The organism is Bittarella massiliensis (ex Durand et al. 2017) (assembly GCF_001486165.1).
GTDB lineage: Bacteria > Bacillota > Clostridia > Oscillospirales > Ruminococcaceae > Bittarella > Bittarella massiliensis.
This window is the reverse complement of the sequence record NZ_LN908975.1, coordinates 632099-647889: the sequence shown is the minus strand read 5'-3', so window position 1 is coordinate 647889 and position 15791 is coordinate 632099. Positions and strand designations below refer to the sequence as shown.

Here is a 15791-nt window from a genome sequence, read left to right as displayed (position 1 = left end):
AACAGCAAGCCGTCCCCAGCCTTTGGTTGGCCAGGGACGGCTTGCTTTCGGAGACAGAGTATAGGGGTGTTTACTCCCCCATGATCCGCTTGCGCTCGTTGCGGTAGAAGCGCTCGGTGGCCGGGTCCAGGGGGCGGGGGTTGTCGGGGCGCGCCTGGGGGATGGGGGGCTGCGAAATGGGGCGGTCCTCCTCGGTCTTGGCGCAGCCGCAGTGGGGGCGGAAGCTGTTGTCCTCAAAGGTGTTGTCCTCGCAGGGGAGGTGCTTTCCACAGCGCCCATTTAAGTTGTAGGAGCAGTCCCGCTCGTCACAGTAGATGCGGGGGTAGCAGATGTAGCTGCAATCGCAGCAGGCGCCGCAGACATAGGGCCCGTCTTCGCCCGCTTCGCCGTGACAGAGGCAGCCGCTGGTGATGCTGGTCTCCACCGAGTCCCCGTCGGTGCCGCCGCTGTACCCGCCGGCGCCGACACAGCCGCCGCCCTCGCTGCGGCCGCAGCCGTTGTAGGCATTGCCCGGTTCGCCGCCGGCATCACAGCCGCAGCCGGTCTCATTTCCGCACCCCTCGTCGCAGTGGGGGCAGCAGCTGGTGCAGCCGGTGTCGCCGCCACAGCCACAGCCGCAGCCGGTGCCGCCGGTATTGCCGCCCGTTCCGCCGGTACTGCCGGTGCAGCCGCAGGTACAGGTGCAGACACACCCGCAACCGCAGCCGGTCTCCCCGCCGGTGGCGCCGGTGTCACAGCCGGTGGCGTCGTCGCCACAGCAGAGGGCGTCGCAGTCACAGTACTCGCTGCACAGGCAGTGCTGTTCGCAGTCGCAGTCGGAACACCCGCTGGGCTGACCGCCGCTGCACCCACAGCCACAGCCACAACCGCAGCCGGCATTCTCACCGCCGGCCTGGCCGCTGCAGCGGCAGAAGGAGGCGCAGTCGCAGTACTGGCTGCAATCGCAGCACTCATCGCAGGTACAGCCGCTCTCACAGCCGCTGCCACCGGTTTCTCCCCCAGTGCCGCCGGTCTCATCGCTGCAGTGGCAGACGCCGTTTTCATCCCAGTAGCCGTGGCAGTACCCGTTTTCGTCCAGGCAGTCGCCGCCGGTCTCCCCGCCGGTCCCACCCGTCTCGCCGCCGGTGCCGCCGGTCTCGTCACTGCAGTGGCAGACGCCGTTTGCGTCCCAGTAGCCGTGGCAGTACCCATTTTCATCCAGGCAGTCCCCGCCGGTCTCCCCGCCGGTCCCACCTGTCTCGCAGCCGGTTTCGCCGCCGGTGCCACCGGTCTCGTCGCTGCAGTGGCAGACGCCGTTTGCGTCCCAATAGCCGTTGCAGTACCCGTTTTCATCCAGGCAGTTGCCGCCGGTCTCCCCGCCGGTCCCACCTGTCTCGCCGCCGGTTTCGCCACCGGTGCCGCCGGTCTCGTCGCCGCAGTGGCAGACGCCGTTTGCGTCCCAGTAGCCGTGGCAGTACCCGTTTTCATCCAGGCAGTCGCCGCCGGTCTCTCCGCCGGTGCCGCCCGTCTCTCCGCCGGTGGGGCAGCCGCACCCACAGCCGCAGCCGCAGGAAGAGGCCGCGGGAACGGCCTCCGGGGCCTCGGCTTCCCCTCCCGGAGCGGGTTGGGCAGACTCCGCCTCCTTCGCCTGCGGGGCTTCCGGCTCCAGTTCCCGGGCCGAGTAGTAGCGGTCGAACCCGGCCTCGTCGGCAGGGCGGTCCGCCTCTTTCAAAATGTCGTCGAGCTCCTTGTCGGCAGCCCGCTTGTAGAAGCGGTCCCGGTCGCCAAAGCTCTTGATCTCATCGTACACGCTCAACAAGAGTGAGCGCATCTTCCCGCCCTGCCCCGGGTGGCGGACGGAACTCTCTCCGGCCAGGGCATAGGCCAGCGCAGGTCTCTGGAAAAACGGAATCATAGCAATCACCTTTTTCAAAGATTGGGGTTCACTCCCTGCCCGTAGTCTATTCACATCCGCCCGCCGCGGTTCCCCCTGAAAAGGGGGCAAAAGAGGGGCGCCCCTCCTCCTTTTCGCTTGGCAGCGCCGTTTGTAGTTCTTTTGAAACCTTTGTTTCCATTTTGTAATCTGTTGTAACCAATTCTTCACTTGATTGTAAGCGGCCAGTAGTTTTATTTCCGCGGCGATGTAGTATACTGAAAGTACAGAAGAAAAGACGAGCGGCACAGCCGCCGGTTTCAAAGGAGGTCGCGAAGATGAAAAAGTTGATTGGTCTGCTCACAGCGCTGTTGGTGATCGGCTCGCTGGTCGCCATTGCAGGGGATAAGCCGGCTGACCGCTTTTATTCTGGCGGCAGCCAGATGACATCTGCCTGCGACCTGCGGATCTAGCACCCCATTTTTCCATACCTGACCCAGCGGGAGGGAGTCGGCGCGCGCCGCTCCCTCCCGCTTTTTCCTCCACCTGTCCCGGCCGCGGCGAGCGGACGGCCCTTGCCAAGTGAAAATTTTGTGGTATACTCGTAAGGAGAGCGCGGGCGTCTGCCCCGCCGGTTGAAACAGCGAGGTGTACCTTTTGAAGTCCAAACAATTTATCATATCCATGGCCCTGCTGGGCGCCATTCTCATCGCCTCGGCGGGGGGGCTGCTGTTCAAGCCCAGCCAGTACGAGGGGCTGATGGTGGTGGTGGAGTACGACAACAAAAACGTCCTGGAGATCCCCCTCAACGGGGAGCCGGCCACCTTCACCGTCAAGGGCAACAACATGGAGCAGCTCGACGAGAACGGCGAGCCCATCCTCAATGAAGACGGTTCCACCAAGACCTCCAACGTGGCCACCCTGGTGCGGGATGAAAACGGCGTCAAGTTCGTCGATTCCAAGTGTCCCGACCACCTGTGCGAGCAGTACGGCTACATCAACAAGGTCGGGGAGTCGGCCATCTGCATGCCGGCGCTTTTGTCTGCTACCGTCGTAGAAGAGTAAAATAGGAGAACGGACCCGCGGGAGACCGCGGCGGCCGTTCTCTTTTTTTGCGGGCTTTTGCAGCCCGCACCAACCCCGCCCCGGCAAACCGAGGCGGCAGAACAGGAGGATACAAAAAGATGAAACAAGCGGCAAAACAGATCCGCAGCGTCGGGGTGGTGGTGCTGGGCAACGCCATTTTGACCTTTGCCATCGCGGCCTTTGTGCTGCCAAACCGGCTGATCTCCGGCGGGGTCACCGGCATCGCCCTGGTGTTTGAACATTTTTTCGCAATGGATGTGAGCGCCGGGGTGGCGGTGGCCAACGGGGTGCTCTTCCTCGCCGGCGCGGTGGTGCTGGGGAAGAAATTCGCCCTCACCACCCTGCTCTCCACCCTCCTCTACCCGGTCTTTCTCTCCCTCTTCCGGCAGCTGGATGTTCTGCAACATCTGACCCAGGACACCCTGCTGGCCGCCCTCTACGCCGGCATCCTCATGGGCGCGGGGATGGGGCTGGTCATCCGCGAGGGCTCCTCCACCGGGGGGATGGACATCCCCCCGCTGATCCTCAACAAGTACTTCGGCTGGTCGGTGCCGGCCCTCATCTACGTCTTCGACACCGCCATCCTCCTCACCCAGGTGTTCTTCTCCACCAGCGAACAGGTGCTCTACGGCATCGCGGTGGTGCTGGTGACCTCTTTGGTGATGGACCGGGTGATGGTGATGGGCAAAAACCAGACCCAGGTGACCATCATCACCCCCCGCTACGAAGAGGTGGCCCAGGCGGTGCAGGAGAAGCTGGACCGGGGCTGCACCTTCCTCGAGACGGTGTCGGGCCACCTCCACCGCCCCGGCCGGGCGGTGATGACGGTGATCTCCCAGCGGGAGCTGGCCGCCCTGAACAAACTGGTGCAGGGGATCGACGGGGAGGCCTTTTTGGTCATCAGCAAGGTCAACGAGGTGCGGGGCCGCGGCTTCTCCATGGGCAAGCGGCACACCGCGGCCGTCTCCGACCAGGCGGCGCGGGAGTAGCCCCTCCCTCCCGGGGGACCGCCCTTTTGGGCACAGAAAAAACCGCCTGCAGTGGGGGCTGCAAGCGGCCTTTTCTAAAAGAGGAGTTATATGAAACAAAAGATGAGAGGATATCGAGTGTCGTCAGGTTTTCCCTGTGCTTATAGAATACCCCATCCCCGCCCCCATTTATACCGGTAGCGGGTAAACAAATTGTTGCCGTTTTGTGACAGAGCGGCCCCCGCTTCCCCGTTTGTCCAAACGCCGTTCACATTTGGCCCGGTTGCCTTTACCCGGCGGTTGTGGCATACTGGGAGGGCAAGAAAAAAGGGGGGAGAAGGTTGTTTTCTGCAACACAGGAGCACTTTGTCGGGGAGACCTTTTGGGAGGAGGACCTCTCCGACCTGGCGCTGGAGGGGCTGACCTTTGAAAACTGCACCTTTCAGTCCTCCAAGATGGACTGTCTGCAGGCGGTGCGCTGCCAGTTTGTAAACTGCGCCTTTCAGTTTTGCCAGTTGGACGGGGTCAGCTTTACCCGCTGCGCCTTCACCGGCTGCAAGTTTCGGGAGTGCGGCCTCTTCGGGGCCCTGTTTGCCCAGTGCAAGTGCATGGGCGGCAGCTTTGTGGGCTGCAACCTGTCCGGCCTCGCCCTGCAGGGGGGCAACTTCAGCTACACCGCCCTGCAGGGGGCGGGCTTTCGCAACCAGGACCTGCGGGGGATCAACTTCGAGCGGGCCGACCTGCGGGAGTGCGACCTGCAGGGGGCCGACCTGCGGGAGTGCAACCTGACCCTCTGCTACCTGCAGGGGGCCAAACTGCAGGACTGCGACCTGCGGGGCGCCCGCATCGACGGGGTGGACCTGCGCGCCTGCAAGATGAAAAACACCAAGCTGGACCTGGAACAGGCGGTGGTGATCGCCGAGTCCCTGGGCGGCGTGGTGCGCTAGGGGGAGAAAACGCGATGACAGAGAGAGAAAAGATGCTCTCCGGGCGGCTCTACCGGGCCGACGACCCGGAGCTTACGGCCATGCACCGGCGGGCGCGGGCGCTGGTGGCCCGCTTCAACGCCCTGCCCGCAGAGGACGACGACGGCCGCCGGGCGGTGCTGCGGGAACTGCTGGGGGCCCAGGGGGAACACTGCGCCATCGAGCCGCCTTTTCACTGCGACTACGGCTGTTTTTTGCGGGTGGGGGAGAACTTTTACGCCAACGCCGGGCTCACCGTCCTCGACTGCGCGGCGGTGACCATCGGGCGGGACGTCCTCATCGGCCCCCGCGTGGGGCTCTTTGCCGCCGGGCACCCGGTGGACCCCGGCTTACGCCGGCAGGGGGTGGAGTACGCCTTTCCCATCACCATCGGCGACGGGGTCTGGATCGGCGGCAACACCGTGGTCAACCCCGGGGTGACCATCGGCGAGCACACGGTGGTGGGCTCGGGCAGCGTGGTCACCAAGGACCTGCCCGCCGGGGTGGTGGCCGCCGGCAACCCCTGCCGGGTGCTCCGCCCCATCGGCCCCCAGGACAGGGACTTCTACTTTAGAGGCAGGCCGGTAAAGGAGGAGGGGTAGCCCCCTCCCCCGCCGGCAGACGGAAAAAAGGGCCCCCGGCCAGTTCGGCCGGGGACCCTTTTTTGGTGGGGCGGGAACTACCCTTCCAGCCCCAGCTTTTTGATGGCGTCCTCCCTCATCTTGTACTTGAGGATCTTGCCGGCCACGTTCATGGGGAAGCCGTCCACAAAGTCGATGTAGCGGGGGACCTTGTGGCGGGCCATCTGCGCGGCGATGAAGCCGCGCATCTCCTCCTCGCCCATCTGCTCCCCCTCCTTGAGGACGATGCAGGCCATGATCTCCTCGCCGTAGCGCGGGTCGGGCACCCCGATCACCTGTACGTCCTGCACCTTGGGGTGGGTGAAGATGAACTCCTCGATCTCCCGGGGGTAGATGTTCTCCCCCCCGCGGATGATCATGTCCTTGAGGCGGCCGGTGATCTGGTAGTTGCCGCTCCCGTCCCGGCAGGCCAGGTCGCCGGTGTGGAGCCAGCCCTCGCCGTCGATGGCGGCGGCAGTGGCGCCGGGCATCTTGTAGTAGCCCTTCATGATGTTGTAGCCCCGGGCCACGAACTCGCCGGTGACCCCGTCGGGGCACGCCTCCCCGGTCTCGGGGTCGACGATGCGGCACTCCACGTTGGCAAAGGCGCTGCCCACCGTCTCGGTGCGCACCTCCAGCGAGTCGGTGTAGCTGGACATGGTGCAGCCGGGCGAGGCCTCGGTCTGGCCGTAGACGCTGACGATCTGGCGCATGTTCATCACCTCGGCGGCCTGCTTCATCAGGTCTGCCGGGCAGTTGGAGCCGGCCATGATGCCGGTGCGGATGTGGGAGAAGTCGGTCTTTTCAAAGTCCTCGTGCTGCATCATGGCGATGAACATGGTGGGCACCCCGTTGAAGCAGGTGATCTTCTCCCCGTTCACACAGGAGAGGGCCGGCTTGGGGGAGAAGTAGGGCAGCGGGTACATGGTGGCCCCGTGGGTCATGGAGGCGGTCATGGACAGCACCATCCCAAAGCAGTGGAACATGGGCACCTGGATCATCATCCGGTCGGCGGTGGAGAGGTCCATCCGGTCGCCGATGTACTTGCCGTTGTTGACCACGTTGTGGTGGGTGAGCATGACCCCCTTGGGGAAGCCGGTGGTGCCGGAGGTGTACTGCATGTTGCAGACATCGCCGGTGTCCACCCGCGCGGCCAGGCGGTAGACCTCCTGCAGGGGGACGGCGCTCGCCCGCTGCAGCGCCTCCTCCCAGGTGAGACAGCCGGGCAGCTTGCAGCCCACGGTGATGACGTTGCGCAAAAAGGGCAGGCGCTGGGCGTGCAGGGGCTCGCCGGGGCGGGTCTTTTCCAGCTCGGGGCAGAGCTGCTGGACGATCTCGGTGTAGTGGGAGTCGCGGTACCCGTCCACCATGATGAGGGTGTGGGTGTCCGACTGGCGCAGCAGGTACTCGGCCTCGTGGCTCTTGTAGGCGGTGTTCATCGACACCAGCACCGCCCCGATCTTGGTCACCGCCCAGAAGGAGATGAACCACTGGGGGATGTTGGTGGCCCAGATGGCCACGTGGCTGCCCGGCCCCACCCCCAGGGAGATGAGGGCGCGGCAGAAGCGGTCCACGTCGTCCCGGAACTGGGCGTAGGTGCGGGTGTAGTCGAGGGTGGTGTAGACAAAGGCGTACTGGTCGGGGAACTCCTCCACCATCCGGTCGAGCACCTGGGAGAAGGTCAGGTCCACCAGATTGTCCTTCTTCCAGACGTAGTGGCCGGTGTGGGCGTCGTTTTGGTAGAGGTGGCGGCGGGCCCGGGAGGGGCTGCCGAAGCGCTCCATATAGGTGACAAAGTGGGTGAAGATGACCTCCATCTCGGTGAGCTCCATCATCCAGCGGGGGTCCCACTCCAGGGAGAGGTAGCCGTCGTAGTTGATGGAGGCCAGGGCCCCCATCATCTCCTCCACCGGCAGCGTCCCCTCGCCGATGAGACAGTAGCGGACCCGGCCCCCCTCCTCCACCACCGAGTCCTTGACGTGGACGTGGCGGACGTAGGCACCCAGGTTCTGGATGGTGGTCTCGGGGCTCTCGCCCCGGTCCCGGTAGGGGTGGTGCAGGTCCCAGAGGGCGGCCAGCCGGTCGGAGGCAAAGCGGTTGAGGACGTCCCGCAGCCGGGCGGTGTCCGAAAAGGCGCCCACCGTCTCCAACAGCAGGGTGACCCCCCGCTCCTCGGCCAGGGGGACCAGGGGGGCCAGGCAGTCGGCGGCGGCCTCCGCCGCCCCCTCCCCCTCCCCGGTGGCGTGGATGCGCACATAGGGGACCGAGAGGTTGCGGGCGATCTCCATACAGGCGGCGATCTCGCGGCGGTTTTCCCCGCAGGCGCCCCGGTCGGAGAGATCGCAGACCGCGTCCAGACAGGGGATCTGCAGGTTTTTCTCAAAGAGGCTGCGGGCGGTGGCCGCCGTCTGGTGGGGGTGGAAGGGGCCGCCCCGGGCGTCGAGGGGGGTGCCGTGGACCCCCCGCAGTTCGATGCCCTGCATCCCCACCTCGAGGGCGGTCTGGACAAAGTCCTCCCAGCTGTATCCGTCCCAGCCGTTGATGGAAAAAGACAGTTTCATCTCACATCTCCTCGTAGACGATCTTGTTGAGGGCGTTCAAGTAGGCCTGGATGCTGGCGCCGATGACGTCGGTGGAGATCCCCTGGCCGGAGTAGAGCTTGCCGCCGGAGCGCAGCCGGATGAGGGCGGCGCCCATGGCCTCCCGCCCCTCGGTCACGGCCTGGATCTGGTAGTCGTCCAGCTCGTAGTGGTGGCCGACGGCCTGCTCGATGGCCAGGAAGGCCGCGTCGATGGGGCCGTCCCCGGCGCAGATGCCCTGCAGGGTCTCCCCCTCCCTCTCCAGCTTCAGGTGGGCGATGGGGGTGATGACGTTGCCCGAGTTGATGAGGTAGCTCTGCAATTGGTAGGAGGGGGGCACCTGCAGGGCGTTGCTGGCGACGATGACGTCCAGCTCCTTGGGGCTGACGGTCTTTTTCTCGGCGATCTTGACAAAGGCCTCGTAGACCTTGGCCATGTCCTCCTCGGAGAGATCGTAGCCCAACTGGCGCACCGCGCGGCCGACGCTCTCCCGGTCGTCGTGGGCGCCCAGCTCGCCCCCCGCGGGGGCGGCAGCCGCCCGGTTGCCGTCAAAGGGGGAGCTGGCGCTGCGGCCGGGCTCGGTCATCCAGCGGATCTGGGAGACCGCCCGCTGCAGTTCGGTGACCCGCAGGTCGGAGTAGACCCCGCAGGCGTCCCCCCGGGAGCGGACGATCTGGGACAGGGCGTCCAGCGCCGGGCAGTCGCCGCCGTCCGCGGTGACCTTCACCTCGTCCGCCCCGGCGCGGATGGCGGCCACCGCGCAGGCGAGGGCCATCTTCAGCCCGTCGCTGCACTGCACCCCCCAGGCGCAGCCGGCGGCCTCGGGCACCTCGGCCCGGACAGCGGAGAAGAAGGCGGCAAACTCCTCCGGCAGGCTGGTCCCCGCGGCGTCGCAGAGGGTGATGACCGAGGCCCCGGCGGCCGCGGCCGCGGCGATCGCCTGGCGCAGGAAGGCGGGCTCGGCCCGGGTGGCGTCGTCGGCCACAAACTCCACCTCGGCACAGCGGGCCCGGCAGGCCGTCACCAGGGCGGCGATCATCTCCAACACCATGGGGGGCTTTTTGTGGCAGCCGTACTCCATCTGCACCGGGCTGGTGGGGACGATCACCTGCAGCCGGGGGTGCTTTGCCCCCTTGACGGCCTCCCAGGCGCGGGCGACCCCCTCTTCGCTGAGCCCCACCGGCACGCTGACGGCCGCCGTCTCGGCCAGATTGGCGATGGTTTTGATCACCAGGGCGTCCACCTGGGCGTCGGTGATGGGCGGGGTCTCGATCACCGGCACCGCCAGCCGGTCCAACAGCTTGGCGATCTCGATCTTCTCTTTGAAGCTGGGGGCCCCCTCGGGCCGGGCTCCGGTCATTCGCAGGGTCACGTCGGCAAATTGCAAGTTGCGCATCGCTTTTCTCTCCTTCTCTGGTCTGTCGCTTCTCTCTGCTACTTTGCTCTGCGGGGCGATGGGGGGCGGAGGCAATCAAAAAAGCCCCTGAAGCCGACTGGCTTCAGGGGCGAAAACTCTCTTCCGCGGTACCACCCTGGTTACCGCCCGGCCGCTGGCGCGCAGCGGGGGCAGTCCCTCTTGTTCGGGACTCCAACAAGTCCCTATCCTGTAACGGGGAAACCGGAGCTCCCTACTCAATGGGGTTCAGGAGCTCTGCTCGGGAGGCAGACTGCACAGGGACCTTCGGCACCGGCTCGCACCACCCGCCGGCTCTCTGGAGCACTCTGGTCCAGGCATAATTCCGTCAAAGCATTTCACTGTTTTTGGGGATGTGCTATCAACATACTCCCCCCAGGCCCATTTGTCAAGACCCATTTTTGCGGGCCGGGGCGTCAGCCCTCCATCCACTCCGCCCGGTTCTCCATCTGAAAGCGGACCCGGTCGGCCACCCAGAGGGTGGAGGAGTACTCCAGCGGCGTCTCCCCCTTCAGGTAGGAGACGCCCTTGACAAAGATGAGGGGGCTGTCGCGGGTGATCTGCAGGTCCTGGGCGTCGGTGTGGGTGGGGCGGATGATCTCCAGCGAGTCGGCCACCCGGTAGGGGGAGAGGCCGTACTCCCCCTCCAGCAGCCGGACGATCCGCCCCCGGGGGAGGGGCTTTTCCTCCATCCCCGGGACGAGGGCGGCCGGGATCCAGGAGCGGGCCAGGGCCAGGGGCACCCCGCCGGAGAAGAAGAGGCGCTTGTAGTAGACCACCCGGCCCTGCAGCCCGAACTCCTGCGGCAGGTTGGGGAAGGAACCGGCGTCCCGCAGGCCGCTGTCGAGCACCTCCACCTCCATCCGCTCGCGCTGGTTTTTAAAGCGCAGGGAGGAGGTGAGCATGTACTTCATGGGCTGCAAGTCGGGGGTGGGCCGGTCGGTGAGGAAGGTCCCCTTCCCCCGCTTTTTCAGGAGGATGCCGTCCTTTTCCAGTTCGGCCAGGGCCTGCCGCAGGGAGATGCGGCTGACGCCGTAGTACTCGGTCAGCTGGTGCTCCGAGGGGATCTTTTCGTTGGGCTTCCACTCCCCCTGCTGGATGCGGCTCTTCAGGTCGCAGGCCACCTGGTAGTACAGGGGGATGGGGGCGCTCTTGTCGACGGGCGGTTGAGACGGCATATGTTCCCTCCTCTGCGGGCGGCGGGACCCCTTTTCAGGGGCGAGCGGCCCTCGTTTTTTCTGTTCCCATCTTCTCACAAATCGCGCCAAAAAGCAAATCTCCCGCCCCAGGGGGCGGGAGAGGGGATCGTCAGGTGGCCTTTTTTCGGCACCTGCGCCAGAGGGCGCGGCAGAGGGCAAAGAGCAGGTAGCAGGCCACGCAGCCCGAGAGGTTGAGGATCAAATCGTCGATCTCCACGGTGCGCACCAGGGAGCCGCAGAGCAGGTTGATCAGCAGCTGGCTGCCCTCGATGCCCAGGGAGATCCCCCCCGCCAGCAGCGCCACCCGCCCCAGCTTCCAGCGACGGGGCCAGAGGGCCGGCAGCAGCACCCCAAAGGGGGCGAGGAGGAAAAAGTTGCCCACCACCAGCCGCAGAAAGGGCCAGTAGTTTTGGATGGAGGCGCAGTTTTTGTAGATGAGGAGGGAGGATTCCAGCGGCCGGTACTGGATGTTTGCCAGCACGTACCGGACATTGGCCCCCGGATGCCACTGGCTGGGAAAGGCGATGGGGATGGTGAGGGAGAAGACCACCCCCGCCCAGAGAAAGAGCAGGGCCAGCAGCAGGAGGCGGCCCCCGCCCACCTCCCGCCCGCGGCGGGTGAAGAGGCGGCAGAAGAGAAAGGCCAGCGCCCCCAGCGCGGCGCCCCCCAGCGGGGTGAGGGAGAGAAAGCCGGGCAGGTAGCTGCCCAGCGGCGTGATCACCGGCATGGCAAAGTTCCTCTATCAAATATCGTCGAGCGGGCGCGCCCAGGGCGGGCCCGGTTCATTTTGCTGCAAAGGGGCGGGGGCGGGGCGACCGAGCGCCCCGCCCCCGCGCAAGGGTATTATACTCCTAACCCAGCGCCACGTCCAGTACCATCATCAGGGCAAAGCCGGCCATGGCGCCAAAGGTGCCGGCGTGGCCGTGCTCCCCCTCCTGGCTCTGGGGGATGAGCTCCTCCACCACCACGTAGATCATGGCCCCGGCGGCAAAGGCCAGCATCCAGGGCATGATGCCCGTGACGGTGCTGGCCAGCAGCACCCCGATCAGCCCGGCCACCGGCTCGACAAAGCCGCTGGCCGCGCCGTAGAAGAAGGCCTTCCCCCGGCCCAACCCCTCCCGGTGCAGCGGCAGGGAGATGGCGGCCCCCTCGGGGAAGTTTTGCAGCCCCATCCCCAGGGCCAGGGCAAAGGCGGCCGTCAGGGCCCCGGGCTCGCCGGTGGCGGCCAGGGCAAAGGCCAGGCCCACCGCCATCCCCTCGGGCACGTTGTGGAGGGTGACGGCAAAGACCAGCATGGTGGTGCGCTTGAAGGAGCTCTTGGGCCCCTCGGGCTCCCTCGCCCCCAGGTGGAGGTGGGGCAGAAGCCGGTCGAGCAAAAAAAGGAAGGCGCCCCCCAGCACAAAGCCGCCCAGGGCGGGGATCCAGCCGGTCTTCCCCTGCTCCTCGGCCATCTCGATGGCGGGGATGAGCAGCGACCAGACCGAGGCCGCCATCATCACCCCGGAGGCAAAGCCGAGAAAGCCCAGCCCCAACTTGGGACTCAGCTCCCGCCTGACAAAAAAGACCACTGCCGCCCCCAGGGCGGTGCACAAAAAGGTAAAGCCGGTGCCCAGGGCCGCCAGGGCCACCGGGTCGCTTGCCAAATGGGACATCAAAAGCCCCCTCCTCTCTCCTCGGCGGGCCGGGCGGGGGTCCCGCCCGGCCAAATGGGGCAAAAAACGGGTGCTGCCCACCCGCTCTCGCCGGTGTGCGGCACCCGCCCCGCGGCCCACTTGGGGCCGTTTCGCCGTTTTTAGTAGTTTTCGGCCTTGATCTGGAAGTAGGCCTTGGGGTGCGAGCAGACCGGGCAGACATCGGGGGCCTTCTCGCCGATGACGATGTGGCCGCAGTTGGCGCACTGCCACATGACCTTCTCGCCCTTGATGAAGACGGCGCCGCCCTCCACGTTGGCCAGCAGCTTGCGGTAGCGGGCCTCGTGCTCCTTCTCGATCTCGCCCACGGCCTCGAACAGGTAGGCGATGTGGTCAAAGCCCTCCTCCTTGGCCTCTTTGGCAAAGGTGGCGTACATGTCGGTCCACTCGTAGTTCTCGCCGGCGGCCGCGTCGGCCAGGTTGGCGGCGGTGTCGCCGATGCCGTCGAGGAGCTTGAACCAGATCTTGGCGTGCTCTTTCTCGTTGTTGGCGGTCTCCAGGAAGAGGGCGGCGATCTGCTCGTATCCCTCTTTCTTGGCTTTGGAGGCGTAGTAGGTGTATTTGTTTCTGGCCTGGGACTCACCGGCAAATGCGGTTTGCAGGTTGGCTTCGGTCTTGGTGCCCTTCAGGTTCATGTTTCATTACCTCACTTTTTAAATTTCCCCTCACAGGGATTTTTATTGCTGACAGGCCCGGCAGACGCCCCTGACGATCAGGTCGTGGGAGTGCACCAGAAAGCCTGTTTGGGACTGGATCTGTCCGTCCAACTCGGAGAGGGTGTCCAGCTGCACATCGTATACCCGGCCGCACTTCTGGCAGAGCATGTGATAGTGTTCGTCGGTGCGGCCGTCAAAGCGGTCGCTCCCCCCCGGCATGCCGATTTTGTGGATCTGGCCCATCTGGGCCAGCAGGTTCAGGTTGCGGTAGACCGTGCCCAGACTGAGGCTGGGGTTGTCGGCCTTGAGGGCGGCGTAGACCATGTCCGCCGTGGGGTGCTCCCGGCTGGACTTGACTTCTGCCAGCACCAGCTCCCTCTGTCTGGAGTACTTCAAGCAGCTCACCTCTCTTTCCCTTCAAGTGATAACAGGAATCATTCCTATTTTCTGACACCAGTATACCAGAGGGGAAAAAGAAAGTCAACTATTATTATCCAATTTAATTCACGCCGCCCCATCGGCAGAAAAAAGGCGGGTTTGCCGTGGCTCACTGCTACGCTTTCAGTATATCACAAATCCCCCGCGGACACACAGGTGATTTGTAAATATTTTTCCAAAATCAGATGCATATTTTGGAATCTGGCCGCCGAAAATGGGTAAAAAGAGGGACATCCCCTGCCATCTTCGCCTTTTTTTGTGCAGGCCGTTGCAACTGGGCGGCAATATGGTATAATATGTGAGGATAGGGTCAGAGCGGCCCATCTAATCTGCAGCAGAGCAAAAATGGAGGTATCAACCTATGGCAAAAGTGAGTGTAAAAATCGATGACCTGGCAAAAGCGGTCCGTCTGTACGAGCTGGCTTCCGCCGCCAAAGACGAGGTTGCCGTCGAACAGGGCCAGTGGAGATCGCCGGTGGTATCCCCCCTGGGCTTCTTCGGTCTCTGCTCTTTCAACATGTCCGAGCCGATGACGGTCATCAGCGAGGACGAGGACTTCCTGGCAAAGGTAAAATCGGACGTGACCCTGAAAGCCGAGTAGACGCTGCCCGGCAAAGTTATCAATGAAGATACAAGCCTGACCGGGCGGCTCCATCCACCCGGTCTCCCAAGGGGGGCGGTCGGCCCCCGGAGCGGCGGCAGCCGCCTCCGGGCGGCAGGTACCGCCCCCTTTGGCGACCGGCCCGAACGGCCGGCAAAAAAATTGCGCCCTGGGCGCAGAAAAGTGGTGAGCAGATGAAGGAACAAATTCAGCGCTTTATCGAGGAGAACACCCCCGCCATGCTGGAGGACCTGCGCCGCCTGGTGGCCATCCCCTCCATGGCGCCGGTGGTGCCCGCCAGCGGGCGCTACCCCTACCTGGAGGGCTGCGCCAAGGCCCTGGACTATATGCTGGCCCGAGGGAAAGAGCTGGGCCTCTCCGCCGACAATGTGGACTACCACTGCGGGGTCCTCAGCTACGGCAGCTCGGCCGCGGGGTCCATCGGCATTGCCTGTCACCTGGACGTGGTGCCCCCCGGCTCCGGCTGGAGCCACGACCCCTTTGACATGGTGGAAAAGGACGGCCGGGTCTACGGCCGCGGGGTCAACGACAACAAGGGCGCAGCGGCCATGGCCCTCTACGCCATGAAGTTTTTGCAGGAGAGCGGCCTCGCCCTCAAACACCGGGTGGATCTGATCCTCGGCTGCGACGAGGAGACGGGGATGACCGACATGCCCTACTACCTGAAACACCGCACCGCCCCCAAAATGACCCTGGTGCCCGACGGCACCTTCCCGGTCTGCATCGGCGAGAAGGGGCTGTGCGAGGGGGACATCATCTCCCGGCCCATCGACAACAGCCCCATCGTCGTCTTTGAGGCGGGGGTCGCCTCCAACGTGGTGCCCGACAAGGCCCACGTGGTCATCGACCGGGCGGGGCTGCCCCCGGTGGACGACGGCGAGCTGTTGGTGCGGGAGGAAAACGGCCAGACCATCCTCGACGCCTTCGGCCGCTCGGCCCACGCCTCCACCCCCGAAAAGGGGGACAACGCCATCGCCAAGGCGGTGCGCTACCTGCTGGACAACGACGTGGTGGACGGCTACGAGCGAGAGGTGCTGGAACTGTGCTGGGACCTCTCCTCCACCATCTACGGCGAGGGGTTCGGCGTCGCCTGCGAGGAGGAGGTCTTCAAAAAGCTGACCTGCATCTGCGGCACCCTCAACAAGAAGGAGGAGCGCTACCTGATCGGCTTCAACATCCGCTGGCCGATGGCCATCGACGCCGAGGCGCTGAAGGCGGGCATCGAGCTCTGCTGCGACGACATCGGCGGGGAGCTCTTCCTCCCCCTCTTTGACCCGCCCCACTACATCGACCCCGACCACCCGGGAGTGCGCACCCTCTGCGACTGCTACGACCGGGTCACCGGCGAGCAGTGCGAGCCCTATGTGGTTTACGGGGCCACCTACGCCCGCTATTTCCCCCTGGGGCTGACCTACGGCCCCTCCTTTGTCGGGGACGACGCCTCCCTGCCCGAGGGGTACGGCGCCCCCCACCAGCCCGACGAGGTGATGCCCATCGCCACCCTGCAAAAGGCCCTGGGCCTCTACATCGAGACCCTGTTGGAACTGGACAGCGTTCTCTAAAAGGCCGACCGAGCCGTTTCAAAAGAGCTCCGCGCCCCCTCTGTGGGGGCCGGGGCTCTTTTTTCTTTTCCGGCAGGGCCCATGTGGGGGCAAGGGGGCTGCGGGATAGAGGGGGCAAAGGGCGGGAAAAAGGCAGTCG

The 15791-nt window shown here is 65.1% G+C and carries 15 protein-coding genes and 1 other annotated feature; of the genes, 7 read left to right on the top strand and 8 right to left on the bottom strand.

Going from position 1 to position 15791, the window contains the following annotated elements:
• Positions 1 to 70 precede the first annotated feature (70 nt).
• Positions 71 to 1810, bottom strand: a complete 1740-nt coding sequence (locus tag BN3266_RS03375) for a hypothetical protein (RefSeq protein ID WP_154668959.1) — start codon at positions 1808 to 1810, stop codon at positions 71 to 73.
• Positions 1811 to 2190: 380 nt separating this feature from the next.
• On the opposite strand from BN3266_RS03375, the gene BN3266_RS14410 reads away from it, so the two are divergent.
• From BN3266_RS14410 to BN3266_RS03355, 5 genes are all read left to right on the top strand, one after another.
• The gene (locus tag BN3266_RS14410; RefSeq protein ID WP_021660698.1) at positions 2191 to 2325 is read left to right on the top strand and encodes a hypothetical protein; all 135 of its coding nucleotides are present in this window, start codon (positions 2191 to 2193) and stop codon (positions 2323 to 2325) included.
• 184 nt (positions 2326 to 2509) lie between these two features.
• Positions 2510 to 2917 (top strand): NusG domain II-containing protein, encoded by a 408-nt coding sequence (locus tag BN3266_RS03370; RefSeq protein ID WP_044993080.1) that lies wholly within the window; start codon positions 2510 to 2512, stop codon positions 2915 to 2917.
• A gap of 119 nt (positions 2918 to 3036) precedes the next feature.
• The gene (locus tag BN3266_RS03365; protein WP_059003758.1) at positions 3037 to 3927 is read left to right on the top strand and encodes a YitT family protein; all 891 of its coding nucleotides are present in this window, start codon (positions 3037 to 3039) and stop codon (positions 3925 to 3927) included.
• Between the two features lie 320 nt (positions 3928 to 4247).
• Complete coding sequence (locus BN3266_RS03360) at positions 4248 to 4853, top strand: pentapeptide repeat-containing protein (RefSeq protein ID WP_059003756.1); 606 nt, start codon at positions 4248 to 4250, stop codon at positions 4851 to 4853.
• A gap of 14 nt (positions 4854 to 4867) precedes the next feature.
• Entirely contained in the window at positions 4868 to 5473 is a 606-nt protein-coding gene (locus tag BN3266_RS03355; protein ID WP_021660704.1) for a sugar O-acetyltransferase, read from the top strand.
• 77 nt (positions 5474 to 5550) lie between these two features.
• Here BN3266_RS03355 and BN3266_RS03350 read toward each other — a convergent pair whose 3' ends face one another.
• The 7 genes from BN3266_RS03350 to BN3266_RS03320 form a co-directional block, all read right to left on the bottom strand.
• Positions 5551 to 8052: an AMP-binding protein gene (locus BN3266_RS03350; protein WP_059003754.1), complete on the bottom strand. Its 2502-nt coding sequence runs from the start codon at positions 8050 to 8052 to the stop codon at positions 5551 to 5553.
• A gap of 1 nt (position 8053) precedes the next feature.
• Positions 8054 to 9466, bottom strand: coding sequence for an alpha-isopropylmalate synthase regulatory domain-containing protein (locus tag BN3266_RS03345; RefSeq protein WP_059003752.1), 1413 nt, complete (start codon positions 9464 to 9466; stop codon positions 8054 to 8056).
• Positions 9467 to 9568: 102 nt separating this feature from the next.
• Positions 9569 to 9825: a binding site (T-box leader), on the bottom strand.
• A 75-nt stretch (positions 9826 to 9900) separates the two neighbouring features.
• A complete protein-coding gene (locus tag BN3266_RS03340; RefSeq protein WP_021659809.1) occupies positions 9901 to 10662 on the bottom strand; it encodes a GntR family transcriptional regulator in 762 nt (253 codons plus the stop codon).
• A 130-nt stretch (positions 10663 to 10792) separates the two neighbouring features.
• Positions 10793 to 11410 carry a VanZ family protein gene (locus tag BN3266_RS03335; protein ID WP_059003750.1) on the bottom strand — a complete coding sequence of 206 codons (618 nt, stop codon included), beginning with the start codon at positions 11408 to 11410 and terminating at the stop codon, positions 10793 to 10795.
• A 124-nt stretch (positions 11411 to 11534) separates the two neighbouring features.
• Positions 11535 to 12335, bottom strand: coding sequence for a ZIP family metal transporter (locus BN3266_RS03330; RefSeq protein WP_059003748.1), 801 nt, complete (start codon positions 12333 to 12335; stop codon positions 11535 to 11537).
• Positions 12336 to 12475: 140 nt separating this feature from the next.
• Positions 12476 to 13009: a rubrerythrin gene (gene rbr, locus BN3266_RS03325; protein ID WP_021659805.1), complete on the bottom strand. Its 534-nt coding sequence runs from the start codon at positions 13007 to 13009 to the stop codon at positions 12476 to 12478.
• A 42-nt stretch (positions 13010 to 13051) separates the two neighbouring features.
• Positions 13052 to 13426 (bottom strand): Fur family transcriptional regulator, encoded by a 375-nt coding sequence (locus BN3266_RS03320; RefSeq protein ID WP_059003746.1) that lies wholly within the window; start codon positions 13424 to 13426, stop codon positions 13052 to 13054.
• Between the two features lie 403 nt (positions 13427 to 13829).
• On the opposite strand from BN3266_RS03320, the gene BN3266_RS03315 reads away from it, so the two are divergent.
• Together BN3266_RS03315 and BN3266_RS03310 are read left to right on the top strand one after the other, a co-directional pair.
• Positions 13830 to 14069, top strand: coding sequence for an SH3 domain-containing protein (locus tag BN3266_RS03315; protein ID WP_021659802.1), 240 nt, complete (start codon positions 13830 to 13832; stop codon positions 14067 to 14069).
• 194 nt (positions 14070 to 14263) lie between these two features.
• Positions 14264 to 15652 carry a Sapep family Mn(2+)-dependent dipeptidase gene (locus BN3266_RS03310; protein WP_059003743.1) on the top strand — a complete coding sequence of 463 codons (1389 nt, stop codon included), beginning with the start codon at positions 14264 to 14266 and terminating at the stop codon, positions 15650 to 15652.
• Positions 15653 to 15791 lie beyond the last annotated feature (139 nt).

Bases quoted from the DNA above. Each gene is read 5' to 3' on its own strand.
- BN3266_RS03310 (WP_059003743.1), top strand. From the start codon at position 14,264: ATGAAGGAACAAATTCAGCGCTTTATCGAGGAGAACACCCCCGCCATG.
- BN3266_RS03345 (WP_059003752.1), bottom strand. From the start codon at position 9,466: ATGCGCAACTTGCAATTTGCCGACGTGACCCTGCGAATGACCGGAGCC.
- BN3266_RS03365 (WP_059003758.1), top strand. From the start codon at position 3,037: ATGAAACAAGCGGCAAAACAGATCCGCAGCGTCGGGGTGGTGGTGCTG.
- rbr (WP_021659805.1), bottom strand. From the start codon at position 13,009: ATGAACCTGAAGGGCACCAAGACCGAAGCCAACCTGCAAACCGCATTT.
- BN3266_RS03315 (WP_021659802.1), top strand. From the start codon at position 13,830: ATGGCAAAAGTGAGTGTAAAAATCGATGACCTGGCAAAAGCGGTCCGT.
- BN3266_RS03350 (WP_059003754.1), bottom strand. From the start codon at position 8,052: ATGAAACTGTCTTTTTCCATCAACGGCTGGGACGGATACAGCTGGGAG.
- BN3266_RS03335 (WP_059003750.1), bottom strand. From the start codon at position 11,410: ATGCCGGTGATCACGCCGCTGGGCAGCTACCTGCCCGGCTTTCTCTCC.
- BN3266_RS03330 (WP_059003748.1), bottom strand. From the start codon at position 12,335: ATGTCCCATTTGGCAAGCGACCCGGTGGCCCTGGCGGCCCTGGGCACC.
- BN3266_RS03355 (WP_021660704.1), top strand. From the start codon at position 4,868: ATGACAGAGAGAGAAAAGATGCTCTCCGGGCGGCTCTACCGGGCCGAC.
- BN3266_RS14410 (WP_021660698.1), top strand. From the start codon at position 2,191: ATGAAAAAGTTGATTGGTCTGCTCACAGCGCTGTTGGTGATCGGCTCG.
- BN3266_RS03340 (WP_021659809.1), bottom strand. From the start codon at position 10,662: ATGCCGTCTCAACCGCCCGTCGACAAGAGCGCCCCCATCCCCCTGTAC.
- BN3266_RS03375 (WP_154668959.1), bottom strand. From the start codon at position 1,810: ATGCGCTCACTCTTGTTGAGCGTGTACGATGAGATCAAGAGCTTTGGC.